Below are 12,884 nucleotides of genomic sequence, written 5' to 3' on the forward strand. Positions count from 1 at the left end.
GGCCTCCAGCGCGTCCGCCGGGTCCTCGGCGGACGCGAGCCGCCCGGTGAGCCCGCGCACCTCGGCCGATGACCAGAGATCGGCCAGCTCCACGCGCCGGTCGCGCAGCTCGTGCGCCGGTACGCCGAGGAGCGCGGGCGCGGTCCCGGGCGCGAAGCGCACTCCGGCGCAGTACAGCCCGTCGATGCCCTCGGGCGCGTAAGCGTGCGTGTCGGGTCCCGCGACCAGCAGTCTGTCCCCGATCCACAGCAGATCCATACAGCCGTCGGGCAGCACGGGATACGGCGTGGATCCCGTGTCCACCGTCATGGTCCGCGTCCAGACGACCGCGCCGTCGAGCCGCGACGCCCGTTCCCAGTACATGCCGACGAGGCTAAACCCTCCGGACCGGCGAAACACGCCCTAACCCCCCTGGCCGCCCCGGCCCTTGTCCCGGTTCTCCCGGTTGCCGTCCCATCCCGCGTGCAGCCGCGCCTTCACCCGGGCCTTCACATCGTCCGGCGGCAGGAACCTCGACCATCTCTCCGGAAACTCCGAGGGCATGCCCGGATCGGTCCCGTCGTCGTCCTCGATCGCGCCCCGGGCCTCCGCGGCGGCTGCGGCACGGGCCACCAGTTCCGCCGCGTGGGCCGCGCGCAGCCGTTCGTTGGAAGCGCGTGCCGCCGCCGTGGCGACCGACGGCCACACCCGGTCGACCGCCGCGTTGACCGCCGCTCCCACCAGGACCGCGAACGCGGAGACACCGATCCAGAGCAGTACGGCGATGGGCGCGGCCAGCGAACCGTAGATGGTCGGGCCCTCGACCGTGCTGGTCAGATAGATCCGGAGCAGAAAGCTGCCCAGCACCCACATCGCCAGCGCCACCAGGGCGCCCGGCGCGTCCTCCATCCAGCGGCGGGACCTGGCCGGGACCGATACGTGGTAGAGCGTGGTGAGAAAGGCGATGGAGAGCAATATGACCACCGGCCAGTACAGGACGCTCACCACCGCCGTGCCCCAGGGGACGAGTTCGACCACCCGGTCGGGACCGACCACAGCCAGCGGCAGCACCACCGCACCGATCAGCAACGCCACCAGGAAGAGCAGAAAGGCGAGCAGCCGGGTCGCGACGATGCCGCGCCGGCCGTCGAGTCCGTACATCACCGTGATGGTGTCGACGAAGACATTGACCGCCCGGGAGCCCGACCAGAGCGCGATCGCGAAACCGAGCGAGATCACATCGGGACGTCCGCCCTTGGTGATGTCCTCCAGCAGCGGTTTGGCGATCTGGTTGACGCCGCGGTCCGAGAGCACCGTGCCGACCGCGCCGAGGATGTTCTTCTCGATCGAGGCGACGGTGGCGGTGCTGGTCCAGTCGTCCACGTAGCCGAGCAGCCCGATGAGACCGAGCAGCAGCGGCGGCAGCGAGAGCAGCGTGAAGAACGCGGCCTCGGCCGCGAGGCCCAGCACGCGGTACTCGATGCACGAGTTGACGGTGTCCTTCAGCAGCAGCCAGGCCATCCGCCGCATCGATACGTTGCGGTAGAGGACTCGGGCCCGGTGGAGTCGACCCGCCGGCCGCTCGGGTGTTTCTTTTGCTGCCTGCACCTCCTTACCGTATCGGCATGGCAGCCACCACCCACACAGTGACCAATCAGGTTCCGCCCCTGGTCGGGTACGACGTCTTCAACGCCGACCGGGCCCTTGCGGAGGGCGTGGAGAGGCACAGCGCGCCCGCTCTGCTGGACGTGACCCGTACGGAGCTGACCGCGCTCGGCCGCACCGCCGGAGCCGCGGCGGCCCAGGAGTGGGGAGCGCAGGCCAACGAGTTTCCGCCGAAGCTCCGCACGCATGACCGTTACGGCAACCGCATCGACGAGGTCGACTTCCATCCGGCCTGGCATCAGGTGCTGGGACAGGCCGTCTCCGCCGGACTGACCGACGCCTGGGGCAGACCGGGCGGGCATCTGCGCCGTGCGGCCGGCTTCTTCGTCTGGACACAGGTGGAGGCCGGGAACGGCTGTCCGGTGTCGATGACCCATGCCGCGGTGCCCGCGCTGCGCGTCGAACCGGATCTCGCGGCCGAGTGGGAGCCGAGGCTGACCTCCCACCGCTACGAGCCCGGGCTGCGGCCGGCCGCGGAGAAGGCCGGCGCGCTCTTCGGGATGGGCATGACCGAGAAGCAGGGCGGCAGCGACGTACGCGCCAATACGACGAGCGCGCGACCGCTGGACACGGAGGGCGAGTATCTGCTCACCGGGCACAAGTGGTTCTGCTCGGCGCCGATGTGCGACGGTTTTCTCGTACTGGCCCAGGCGCCCGGCGGGCTGACATGTTTCCTGGTGCCCCGGGTCCTGGACGACGGGACGCGCAATGTCTTCCTGATCCAGCGCCTCAAGGACAAGCTGGGCAACCGGTCCAACGCGTCGGCCGAGGTCGAGTTCGACGGTACGTGGGCCAGGCGGGTCGGCGAGGAGGGCCGCGGCGTGCGCACCATCATCGAGATGGTCGCGGCGACCCGGCTCGACTGTGTGCTCGGATCGGCCGCGCTGATACGGCAGTCCGTGGCACAGGCGGTCCATCACGCCACGTACCGCAGCGCGTTCGGCGGTGAGCTGATCAACAAGCCGCTGATGCGGAACGTACTGGCCGATCTGGCGCTGGAGTCGGAGGCGGCGACGACGCTCGCGCTGCGGCTGGCGTCGGCGTACGACGTGATCCAGAGCGCCGGGAGCGGCGACGGCGGTGGCACCGGCGGCGACGGCGGTGGCGACGCGGACCATGAGCGGGCGTTTCTGCGGCTCGCGGTGCCCGCCGCCAAGTACTGGGTGACCAAGCGGTGTACGCCGGTGGCCGGCGAGGCCCTGGAGTGCCTGGGCGGCAACGGCTATGTGGAGGAGTCCGGTATGCCGAGGCTGCTCCGCGAGTCGCCGCTGAACTCGATCTGGGAGGGCTCCGGGAACGTACAGGCGCTGGATGTGCTGCGGGCCCTCCAGCGGGAGCCGGAGGCGCTGAACGCCTTCCTCCAGGAGGTGGGCCGGGCGCGCGGCGCCGACCACCGGCTCGATGCCGCGATCAAGGATCTGCTGACCGAGCTGGCGGATCTGACCGGGATCGAGGCCCGTGCCCGCCGGCTGGTGGAGCGGCTGGCGCTGGTGCTCCAGGGCTCGCTGCTGGTGCGCTGGGCGCCGCCGGAGGTGGCGGACGCGTTCTGTGCCTCGCGGCTGGGCGGAGACTGGGGCTCGGCCTTCGGCACACTGCCGCACACGCTCGATCTGGCGTCGGTGGTGGACCGGGCGCGGCCTGTCGGCTGAACGTACGGGCGTAAGGGGGGCCAGGATTGGCGCGAGAAAAGCAGGAGGTGGTGCTGCGCCGACACGGCACCACCTCCGGCTCGTACTCACCTTCTTGTACGCGTCTGCCGCTCGCCAGAGTTGCAAGCCGTTGCAGAAGAACCGATTTAGCGCCACCGGTGGCTGGGGAGCCCGATGACGAACATTCCGCTCAGCGATACACCACTCATCAGCGACGCACCGCTCGGAACCGGGCCACTCAGGAACAGGCCGCTCGGTGAGACACCGCTCAGGAACGGGCCGCTCAGGAACGGGCCGCTCGGGAACGGGCCATTCGGGAACGGGCCGCTCGATCTGGCGAGACTCACCGCCATGGACAGCGGGCAGGGCGCGCGTCTGCTCCACGAGATCCGGGACGCCGTCCTCGCGGGCGAACCGCCGCCGGTGGCTCCACGGCCGGTGATCGACGCGTCCTGGCGGCGGATGTTCCGGATGGGTGCCGATCCGGAGCGCCATGACTGCGGTGCGCTGCTGGAACAGGACGAACTGGAGCACCGCCGGCGCACCTCCACCCTGGGCGAGGTGCTGCGTACGCTCGTCGGATCCCTCAGCGAGATCATCGAGCCCTCGCTCCAGATCATGGTCGTCACCGACGACGAGGGACGGGTGCTGTGGCGCAGAGGCAGCCTCGGCGGGCTGCGGCAGTCGAACGGGATCCATCTCGAAGAGGGCGCGGCCTGGTCCGAGCACTCCACGGGGACCAATGCCATAGGTACGGCCCTGGCGGCGCGCCGGCCGGTACGGGTCCACTCGGCCGAGCACTTCGCGCAGACGCTGCACACCTGGACCTGCGCGGCCTCGCCCGTACACGATCCGAGGGACGGCCGGCTGCTGGGCGTGGTGGATGTGAGCGGCCCGGCGACCGGCTTCCATCCGATGACGCTGGCGCTGGTCAGCTCGATCGCCCGCCTCGCGGAGAGCGAGCTGCGCGAGCGGCACGGCCGGACCATCGAGCGGTTACGTTCGGTGGCCGCGCCGATCATGTGCCGGCTGGGCGGTGCCCGTGCCGTGGCGGTGGATGTGCACGGCTGGACGGCGGCCGTCACGGGCATGGCGCCGGTGGACCGGCTGCCGCTGCCCAAGTCCTTCCGGGCGGGCCGGGTGCTGCTGCCCTCGCTGGGCATGTGCACGGTCGAACCCCTGCCCGGCGGCTGGCTGGTACGGGTGGACGAGAAACGGCCGCAGGCGGAGACACCGGGCCGGGTCGTACTGGATCTGAGCCGGCCCCGGCGCCCGTCGGTCGCGGTCTCCGGTTCGACGGGAAGCTGGACCCAGGAGCTGACTCCGCGCCATGCCGAGCTGCTCTATCTGCTGGCCGTGCACCGGGACGGCCGGAGCGCGGCGGAACTGGCCGCCGATGTCTTCGGCGACCCGACCCGTACGGTGACGGTACGGGCGGAGATCTCGCGGGTCCGGCGCCATCTGTCGGGCGTGCTGGCGCACCGGCCGTACCGTTTCAGCGAGGGGATCGAGGTGACGGTGGTACGGCCGGAGGACCCGCAGGATCTGCTGCCGCACTCACACGCACCGGCGGTACTGAACGCCAGACACCCACCGGGCGCATGAGGGACGGGTGGACGGGCGCGGTGGCCTGTGGCGTCCGTACGACCGACCAGGCGCGGGAGCGGGCGCCGTCGCGGGGGCGGCTTCCAGCACATTCCCGGCGCGTGATTCGCTGGCTCGTATGAGCATCACTGTGACCACCTGGTCCCTGGAGCAGACCTCGCCCGCCGATCTGCGGCCCGCCGCCGAGCCCGCGGGCGAGGTACGGATCGTACGGGCCGAGATCCCTTCGCCGGAGTTCAGCCGGTTCCTCTACACGGCCGTGGGCGGAGATGTCCGCTGGACCGACCGGCTGACGCTCCCGTACACGAGCTGGCAGGAGCTCCTCTCCCGGCCGGGCGTCGAGACCTGGGTCGCGTACGAGCAGGGCACCCCGGCCGGCTACATCGAGCTGGAGGCACAGCCGGAGGGCGTGGTCGAGATCGCGTACTTCGGACTGATCCCGGCCTTCCGCGGCCGGCGCATCGGCGGCCATCTGCTCTCGTACGGAGTGGCCCGGGCCTGGGACCTCGCCGACCGCTGGCCGGACGCCGAGCCGACCAAACGGGTCTGGCTGCACACCTGCTCCAAGGACGGCCCGTACGCCCTGACCAACTACGAGCGCCGAGGCTTCACCCTCTTCGACACCAAACTCACCGAAGAACCGGAATCCAACCCCCCGGGCCCCTGGCCGGGCGCGCACGCGTAGATCCTTTTACAGCCCCCAACGCAGGACTCGGGCGTCGGGCGTCACGTAGCTCATGGTCTGCTGCTCCGGTGTGGCCGTGATGGTGAACCACTCACGTCGTGGCCGGTGAAGGCCCAGCCAGTGCTGGTGCGCCTCCTCGACGGGTGTCCAGAGGTCCCGGGGCCCGGAACCGAGGACCGTGGCCGCTGCGACGCCCTGTCCAGGCTCCCGGTCCGTGACTCGGGTGAGGGAACCGTCCATCGGGTCGTACAGCGTCGTCACATGCCTGCCATCGGCCTCCCACCGGTGAGCGCGCTCCGTGGTGGCCGTCATATGCATCTGGGCGAAGAACGAAAAGGTCCAGTCGTCGAGCACGCTTCCCGACAGGGCCGAGTCCCTATGTGTTCCGTCTGCGGGCTCGGGGATCTTCGAGTCCATTTCCGGGCCGGAGAGGAGGGGCATAAATGCAGCCGGGGTGTGCATGAGCCGTCCGGCGGCCGTCCCGTCCGGAAGCTTCTGAAGCCGGGCGATCATGCCACCGGCGAGAGTCCCCTTGAGCGGTACGACCATGAGCCCGCCCGGCGCGCACTGATCGATCCATGCCTGCGGGATACGCCGCACGGAACAGGTCGCGACAATGCGTTCGAAGGGCTCTTCTCCAGGTGCGCCCTCTGCTCCGTCCCCGCATCTGACCGTCGGGAACAGCCCCAATGCCGCGAGCCGGTCGCGGGCGGCACTTGTGAGGCGTTCCGAGCGATCCACAGTAGTAACGGCGCCTGGACCCGCCAGCGCACACAGCAATGCCGCGTTGTATCCAGTCCCCGTACCGATCTCCAGCACACGGGTGCCCGGGCTCACATCGAGGGCGTCGAGCATGTCGGCCATGAGACCCGGCGCGGTGGAGGACGAGGTCGGTACTCCGGCGACACCGTCCGCTCCGGCATCCTCCGCGTGTACGCCGTCGACCTCGGTGACGAGCGAGTCGTCCCCGTATACCTGAGCCAGCCAGCCAGGCACCGGCCTCCGGCCCGCTACCGCGCCATGGAGTGAACCGCTCACCATCCCGGCGGTAGAACACCGGCACAAAGGGATGGCGCGGCACATTCAAAAACGCCTCGGCCAGCCGAGCCGACAGCACAGTACTGCCCCGCTCCATGGACCGCACCAGCCCGATGCGCGCTTCCAGAAGGCGCTGCGCGTCCTCCAAGAGACCGGTCATTCCTTCCCCTCCAGATAGTCGGCGATGGCGGCGGTAATGGACAGGCCGGTTGCCACTTCGATGAATCCGTACTGCCCGGACGGATTGACCTCCAGAAAAACCCACTCATCTTCCGGTGTCACAACGAAATCGAATGCTCCATACGGCAGCCCCAGTCGATTCAGCATCCGCCATACTCCGTCGGACACGTCAGTCGGCGGCTTGCGCACTCCGCGCGCGGCCGACGTCTTCCCTGGTAGGTCCCCGTCCGGAACACACAGAGCTTCCCGGCGCCTGCTCCCTCCCCCGGCACGGGCAAACCCGCCGTCCCCGTGACGGGGGACACGTCGTCTCGGGAAGTGGGACTGTGGCGTCCAGGATGTGGAAGGTGGTGGACTGGCCGGAGATGCGCGTGACACGCTTCCGTCATGTCTAGAGCTGGAATAGCCTTGGTGAGTCGGCGGCACGTCGATCTCGGCCGTCTGTCCAGCGCCATCTGTCCGGCGGGCTGAGAGTCCCAGCGACCGCCGCGATCCCTTTTGTGTTCCTGCCGCGCACCGACGCGCCTCCGCGTGAGTGTGCGGCTCTGAGCCGCCCTCCTGCATGTCTCGAAGGACGTACCCGCCATGGCCGCCATCCCGGAAAAGCCGTCCACCGCCACACCCCGCCGCAAGGTGAGCCGTCACCGCGGCGAAGGGCAGTGGGCCGTGGGTCACTTCACTCCGCTCAACGGCAATGAGCAGTTCAAGAAGGACGACGACGGTCTCAACGTACGGACACGTATTGAGACGATCTACTCCAAGGCGGGCTTCGACTCGATCGACCCGAACGATCTGCGCGGCCGGATGCGCTGGTGGGGGCTGTACACCCAGCGCAGGCCCGGGATCGACGGCGGGAAGACCGCGATCCTGGAGCCTGAGGAGCTGGACGACGAGTACTTCATGATGCGGGTACGCATCGACGGCGGGCGGCTGACCACCGAGCAGTTGCGGGTGATCGGGCAGATCTCGCAGGAGTTCGCGCGCGGCACCGCCGACATCACCGACCGGCAGAACGTCCAGTACCACTGGATCCGGATCGAGGACGTGCCGGAGATCTGGCGGCGGCTCGAAGCGGTCGGTCTCTCCACGACCGAGGCCTGCGGTGACACACCGCGTGTGATCCTCGGTTCACCGGTCGCCGGAATCGCCGAGGACGAGATCATCGACGGCACTCCTGCGGTCGACGAGATCCACCGCAGGATCGTCGGGAATCCCGACTTCTCCAATCTGCCGCGCAAGTTCAAGTCGGCTATCTCCGGATCGCCGCTGCTCGATGTGGCGCACGAGATCAACGACATCTCGTTCGTCGGCGTGAACCATCCCGAGCACGGCCCCGGTTTCGATCTCTGGGTGGGCGGCGGGCTCTCCACCAATCCCAAGATCGGCCAGCGCCTCGGCGCCTGGGTGCCGCTGGACGAGGTGCCCGATGTCTACACCGGTGTCATCTCGATCTTCCGCGACTACGGCTACCGCCGGCTGCGCACCCGCGCCCGGCTGAAGTTCCTGGTCGCCGACTGGGGCACGGAGAAGTTCCGGCAGGTGCTGGAGGACGAGTACCTCAAGCGCAAGCTGGTCGACGGCCCGGCGCCCGAGCAGCCCGTACAGACCTGGCGCGACCATGTCGGTGTGCACCGCCAGCGCGACGGCCGCTTCTATGTCGGCTTCGCGCCGCGTGTCGGACGGGTGGACGGCGCCACGCTGACGAAGATCGCCGAGCTGGCCGAGGCGCACGGCTCGGGCCGGCTCCGTACGACCGTCGAGCAGAAGATGATCGTCCTCGATGTGACCGAGGACCGGATCGACTCGCTGGTGGCCGGTCTCGAAGCGCTGGATCTGCGGGTCAAGCCGTCGCCGTTCCGGCGCGGCACGATGGCCTGCACGGGCATCGAGTTCTGCAAGCTGGCGATCGTCGAGACCAAGCAGCGCGGCGCGACGCTGATCGACGAACTGGAGCGCCGTATCCCGGACTTCGACCAGCCGATCACCATCAACATCAACGGCTGCCCGAACGCCTGCGCCCGTATCCAGGTCGCCGACATCGGTCTCAAGGGCCAGCTCGTACTGGACAAGGACGGCGAGCAGGTCGAGGGCTTCCAGGTGCATCTGGGCGGCGCGCTGGGCCTGGAGGCGGGCTTCGGCCGCAAGGTGCGCGGGCTGAAGGTCACCTCCGACGAGCTGCCCGACTACATCGAGCGGGTGCTCGGCCGCTTCCAGAAGGAGCGCGAGGAGGGCGAGCGCTTCGCCACCTGGGCGGCGCGCGCCAGCGAGGAGGCGCTGTCATGAGCGCACACTCACGGGCCGTCGCGGGAACGGAGGCGCCATGAGCGAGCGCGCCGCTCCCTTCTACTGCCCTTACTGCGGCGACGAGGATCTGCGTCCCAGCGAGCAGGGCCATGGCGCCTGGGAATGCGCGGCATGCAATCGGGCCTTCCAGCTGAAGTTCCTCGGGCTGCTCGCCCGTGGGCTCCAGCGCGGTGATCGCGGTGACGAAGGGGACAAGACATGACGACACCATCGGCACTGACGGAGACCGGCGATCCGAAGGCGCTCGCCGAACGGGCGGGCCGCGAGCTGGAGGACGCGCCGGCGCCGGAGATTCTGCGCTGGGCCACGGAGACATTCGGGAAACGTTTCTGCGTCACCTCCTCGATGGAGGACGCGGTGGTCGCCCATCTCGCCTCCCGGGTGCGGCCCGGCGTCGATGTGGTCTTCCTCGACACCGGCTACCACTTCCCCGAGACCATCGGTACGCGTGACGCGGTGGACGCCGTGATGGACGTCCGTCTCATCACGCTCACGCCTCGGCAGAGCGTCGCCGAGCAGGACGCCGAGTACGGTCCGAAGCTGCACGACCGCGATCCCGACCTCTGCTGCGCCCTGCGCAAGGTCAAGCCGCTCGAAGAGGGCCTGACCGGCTATGACGCCTGGGCCACCGGACTGCGCCGCGACGAGTCCCCGACCCGGGCGAACACACCGGTCGTCGGCTGGGACGAGAGACGCGGCAAGGTCAAGGTCTCCCCGATCGCCCGCTGGACGCAGGACGACGTGGACGCGTACATCGCCGAGCACGGTGTTCTCACCAATCCGCTGCTGATGGACGGTTACGCCTCCGTGGGCTGCGCGCCCTGCACCCGCCGGGTGCTGGAGGGCGAGGACGCGCGCGCCGGACGCTGGGCCGGCCGGGCCAAGACCGAATGCGGGCTGCACGGATGACGGACCGTCAGGACCTTCAGGAGGGGCGCGTGGGCGCCACGGAGCGCGGTGCCACCGTCTGGCTCACCGGGCTGCCGAGCGCGGGCAAGACGACGATCGCGTACGAACTGGCCGGCCGGCTCCGTACCGAGGGCCACCGGGTCGAGGTGCTCGACGGCGACGAGATCCGGGAGTTCCTCTCCGCGGGACTCGGCTTCAGCCGCGAGGACCGGCACACCAATGTCCAGCGCATCGGCTTTGTCGCCGAACTGCTCGCGTCCCAGGGTGTCAAGGCGCTGGTGCCGGTGATCGCACCGTACGCGGACAGCCGCGAGGCGGTACGCAAGCGCCATCAGACCGAGGGCACCGGCTATCTGGAGGTGCATGTGGCCGCGCCGGTCGAGGTGTGCTCCGTACGGGATGTGAAAGGGCTGTACGCCAAGCAGGCGGCGGGCGAGCTCCTCGGGCTCACCGGAGTGGACGACCCGTACGAGGCCCCGGAGTCACCGGATCTGCGGATCGAGTCGCACGCCCAGTCCGTCGAGGAGTCCGCCGCCGCGCTCCACGCGCTGCTCATCGAGAGAGGTCTCGCGTGACCACGACCGTCGCGGCCGTCGCCGGAGGCACGGACGCCCCGTACGCGCTGAGCCATCTCGACGCCCTGGAGTCCGAGGCGGTCCATATCTTCCGTGAGGTGGCGGGAGAGTTCGAGCGGCCGGTGATCCTCTTCTCCGGCGGCAAGGACTCGATCGTCATGCTGCATCTGGCGCTGAAGGCGTTCGCGCCCGCGCCGGTGCCGTTCTCGCTGCTGCATGTGGACACCGGGCACAACTTCCCCGAGGTGCTGGAGTACCGGGACCGTGTGGTGGCCGCACATGGGCTGAGGCTCCATGTGGCCTCCGTACAGGACTACATTGACCGCGGTGTGCTGCGGGACCGCCCCGACGGGACGCGCAATCCGCTCCAGACCGTGCCGCTGACGGAGAAGATCCAGGCCGAGCGGTTCGACGCGGTCTTCGGCGGCGGCCGGCGCGACGAGGAGAAGGCGCGGGCCAAGGAGCGGGTGTTCTCGCTGCGCGACGAGTTCTCCCAGTGGGATCCGCGCCGGCAGCGGCCCGAGCTGTGGCAGCTCTACAACGGCCGGCACGCGCCCGGTGAGCATGTCCGGGTCTTCCCGCTCTCCAACTGGACCGAGCTGGACGTCTGGCAGTACATCGCCCGCGAGGAGATCGAACTCCCGGAGATCTACTTCGCGCACGAGCGCGAGGTCTTCAAGCGCTCCGGCATGTGGCTGACCGCCGGTGAGTGGGGCGGGCCCAAGGAGTCCGAAACCGTCGAGCGGCGCCAGGTGCGCTACCGCACGGTCGGCGACATGTCCTGCACGGGCGCCGTCGACTCGGACGCCACCACGCTGGACGCGGTGATCGCCGAGATCGCCGCCTCCCGGCTGACCGAGCGCGGCGCGACCCGCGCCGACGACAAGCTGTCCGAGGCCGCCATGGAAGACCGCAAGCGCGAAGGGTACTTCTAGCCATGACGAGCACCACCGGGCCCGCCCAGCCGTCCGCGTCGGACGCGTCCGACGAGTTCGCCGGCTTCGCCGAGCGGCTCTCGGCGACCACGCTGCTGCGCTTCGCCACCGCGGGCTCCGTCGACGACGGCAAGTCCACACTGGTGGGCCGGCTGCTGCACGACTCCAAGTCGGTGCTGACCGACCAGTTGGAGGCCGTCGAGCACGCCTCCCGCAGCCGAGGCCAGGACGCTCCCGATCTGGCGCTGCTCACCGACGGACTGCGCGCCGAGCGCGAGCAGGGCATCACGATCGATGTCGCCTACCGCTACTTCGCCACGCCCAGGCGGCGGTTCATCCTCGCGGACACGCCCGGGCATGTGCAGTACACCAGGAACATGGTGACGGGCGCCTCCACCGCGGAGCTGGCCGTCGTCCTCGTGGACGCCCGCAACGGTGTGGTCGAGCAGACCCGCCGTCATGCCGCGGTGGCCGCGCTGCTGCGCGTTCCTCATGTGGTGCTCGCGGTCAACAAGATGGATCTGGCCGGATACGCGGAGCCCGTGTTCGCCGCCATCGCCGAGGAGTTCACCGCGTACGCGGCCTCGCTGGGTGTACGGGAGATCACGGCGATCCCGATCTCGGCGCTGGCCGGTGACAATGTCGTGGAGCCGTCCGCGCACATGGACTGGTACGGCGGCCCGACGGTGCTGGAGCATCTGGAGACCGTGCCCGTCAGCAGTGATCTGGCGAGCAGCCCGGCGCGCTTCCCGGTGCAGTATGTGATCCGCCCGCAGACCGCCGAGCATCCCGACTACCGCGGCTACGCGGGCCAGATCGCCTCCGGAGTGCTGCGGGTGGGCGAGGCCGTGACCGTACTGCCCTCGGGCCGTACGAGCACCATCGAGGGCATCGACGCGCTCGGCGAGAGCGTGGACATCGCCTGGGCGCCGCAGTCGGTGACCGTACGGCTCGCCGACGACATCGACATCTCGCGCGGCGATCTGATCGCGCCGAGCACCGGCGCGCCCGCGACGACGCAGGACGTGACGGCGACCGTCTGCCATGTCGCCGACGCGCCGCTGATGGTGGGCCAGCGGGTGCTGCTGAAGCACACCACCCGTACGGTCAAGGCGATCGTGAAGGACATCCCGTCACGGCTGACGCTGGACGATCTCTCCCAGCACCCGGATCCCGGGAAGCTCGTGGCCAATGACATCGGCCGGGTCAGGGTCCGTACGGCCGAGCCGCTCGCGCTCGACGCCTACGCGGACTCCCGGGGCACCGGCTCGTTTCTGCTGATCGATCCGGCGGACGGTACGACACTGTCCGCCGGCATGGCGGGCGACGCGTTCACCGAGGGCGCCGCCGGGACCGCCGC

At 69.7% G+C, this 12,884-nt stretch carries 14 protein-coding genes; 10 read left to right on the forward strand and 4 right to left on the reverse strand.

Annotated features, from left to right (window positions below; genetic code table 11):
- Window positions 1–363 (reverse strand): DUF6597 domain-containing transcriptional factor (locus tag GA0115259_RS19795; protein ID WP_345941021.1); only part of this gene is annotated, 363 nt, incomplete at its 3' end.
- Between the two features lie 39 nt (window positions 364–402).
- Window positions 403–1,587: a YihY/virulence factor BrkB family protein gene (locus GA0115259_RS19800; RefSeq protein ID WP_093598815.1), complete on the reverse strand. Its 1,185-nt coding sequence runs from the start codon at window positions 1,585–1,587 to the stop codon at window positions 403–405.
- Window positions 1,588–1,604: 17 nt separating this feature from the next.
- Here GA0115259_RS19800 and GA0115259_RS19805 point away from each other — a divergent pair, with 17 nt between their 5' ends.
- The 3 genes from GA0115259_RS19805 (at window position 1,605) to GA0115259_RS19815 (ending at window position 5,583) form a co-directional block, all read left to right on the forward strand.
- On the forward strand, window positions 1,605–3,293 hold the full coding sequence (locus tag GA0115259_RS19805; RefSeq protein ID WP_093598818.1) for an acyl-CoA dehydrogenase family protein: 1,689 nt from the start codon (window positions 1,605–1,607) through the stop codon (window positions 3,291–3,293).
- Between the two features lie 351 nt (window positions 3,294–3,644).
- Window positions 3,645–4,898 (forward strand): helix-turn-helix domain-containing protein, encoded by a 1,254-nt coding sequence (locus GA0115259_RS19810; RefSeq protein ID WP_093598843.1) that lies wholly within the window; start codon window positions 3,645–3,647, stop codon window positions 4,896–4,898.
- 118 nt (window positions 4,899–5,016) lie between these two features.
- Window positions 5,017–5,583 (forward strand): GNAT family N-acetyltransferase, encoded by a 567-nt coding sequence (locus tag GA0115259_RS19815; RefSeq protein ID WP_093598822.1) that lies wholly within the window; start codon window positions 5,017–5,019, stop codon window positions 5,581–5,583.
- Window positions 5,584–5,589: 6 nt separating this feature from the next.
- Here the strand turns inward: GA0115259_RS19815 and GA0115259_RS19820 are convergent, their stop codons facing one another.
- Window positions 5,590–6,579 (reverse strand): methyltransferase domain-containing protein, encoded by a 990-nt coding sequence (locus tag GA0115259_RS19820; protein ID WP_256098051.1) that lies wholly within the window; start codon window positions 6,577–6,579, stop codon window positions 5,590–5,592.
- 198 nt (window positions 6,580–6,777) lie between these two features.
- On the reverse strand, window positions 6,778–6,948 hold the full coding sequence (locus tag GA0115259_RS19825) for a hypothetical protein (protein WP_218104225.1): 171 nt from the start codon (window positions 6,946–6,948) through the stop codon (window positions 6,778–6,780).
- Window positions 6,949–7,188: 240 nt separating this feature from the next.
- Here GA0115259_RS19825 and GA0115259_RS42865 point away from each other — a divergent pair, with 240 nt between their 5' ends.
- The 7 genes from GA0115259_RS42865 to GA0115259_RS19855 all read left to right on the forward strand — a co-directional run.
- Window positions 7,189–7,272 carry a putative leader peptide gene (locus GA0115259_RS42865; RefSeq protein ID WP_342671247.1) on the forward strand — a complete coding sequence of 28 codons (84 nt, stop codon included), beginning with the start codon at window positions 7,189–7,191 and terminating at the stop codon, window positions 7,270–7,272.
- Between the two features lie 114 nt (window positions 7,273–7,386).
- Window positions 7,387–9,084 carry a nitrite/sulfite reductase gene (locus GA0115259_RS19830; RefSeq protein WP_093598825.1) on the forward strand — a complete coding sequence of 566 codons (1,698 nt, stop codon included), beginning with the start codon at window positions 7,387–7,389 and terminating at the stop codon, window positions 9,082–9,084.
- A 37-nt stretch (window positions 9,085–9,121) separates the two neighbouring features.
- A complete protein-coding gene (locus GA0115259_RS19835) occupies window positions 9,122–9,307 on the forward strand; it encodes a hypothetical protein (protein WP_093598828.1) in 186 nt (61 codons plus the stop codon).
- Window positions 9,304–10,014: a phosphoadenylyl-sulfate reductase gene (locus tag GA0115259_RS19840; RefSeq protein WP_093598831.1), complete on the forward strand. Its 711-nt coding sequence runs from the start codon at window positions 9,304–9,306 to the stop codon at window positions 10,012–10,014. Before GA0115259_RS19835 ends, GA0115259_RS19840 begins: the two co-directional genes overlap by 4 nt.
- 29 nt (window positions 10,015–10,043) lie before the next feature.
- On the forward strand, window positions 10,044–10,589 hold the full coding sequence (cysC, locus tag GA0115259_RS19845; RefSeq protein WP_093598834.1) for an adenylyl-sulfate kinase: 546 nt from the start codon (window positions 10,044–10,046) through the stop codon (window positions 10,587–10,589).
- On the forward strand, window positions 10,586–11,524 hold the full coding sequence (gene cysD, locus GA0115259_RS19850) for a sulfate adenylyltransferase subunit CysD (RefSeq protein ID WP_093598837.1): 939 nt from the start codon (window positions 10,586–10,588) through the stop codon (window positions 11,522–11,524). Before cysC ends, cysD begins: the two co-directional genes overlap by 4 nt.
- A 2-nt stretch (window positions 11,525–11,526) precedes the next feature.
- On the forward strand, window positions 11,527–12,884 hold a 1,358-nt coding region (locus GA0115259_RS19855), incomplete at its 3' end, for a sulfate adenylyltransferase subunit 1 (protein WP_093598840.1).

Origin of the sequence: Streptomyces sp. MnatMP-M17 (assembly GCF_900091995.1) — a bacterium.
In the GTDB taxonomy this organism is placed as follows: Bacteria; Actinomycetota; Actinomycetes; order Streptomycetales; family Streptomycetaceae; genus Streptomyces.

Excerpts from the sequence above, each read along its gene's own strand:
- GA0115259_RS19805 (WP_093598818.1), top strand. The coding sequence starts at position 1,605 with ATGGCAGCCACCACCCACACAGTGACCAATCAGGTTCCGCCCCTGGTC.
- GA0115259_RS19810 (WP_093598843.1), top strand. The coding sequence starts at position 3,645 with ATGGACAGCGGGCAGGGCGCGCGTCTGCTCCACGAGATCCGGGACGCC.
- GA0115259_RS19815 (WP_093598822.1), top strand. The coding sequence starts at position 5,017 with ATGAGCATCACTGTGACCACCTGGTCCCTGGAGCAGACCTCGCCCGCC.
- GA0115259_RS19825 (WP_218104225.1), bottom strand. The coding sequence starts at position 6,948 with ATGCTGAATCGACTGGGGCTGCCGTATGGAGCATTCGATTTCGTTGTG.
- GA0115259_RS42865 (WP_342671247.1), top strand. The coding sequence starts at position 7,189 with ATGTCTAGAGCTGGAATAGCCTTGGTGAGTCGGCGGCACGTCGATCTC.
- GA0115259_RS19830 (WP_093598825.1), top strand. The coding sequence starts at position 7,387 with ATGGCCGCCATCCCGGAAAAGCCGTCCACCGCCACACCCCGCCGCAAG.
- GA0115259_RS19835 (WP_093598828.1), top strand. The coding sequence starts at position 9,122 with ATGAGCGAGCGCGCCGCTCCCTTCTACTGCCCTTACTGCGGCGACGAG.
- GA0115259_RS19840 (WP_093598831.1), top strand. The coding sequence starts at position 9,304 with ATGACGACACCATCGGCACTGACGGAGACCGGCGATCCGAAGGCGCTC.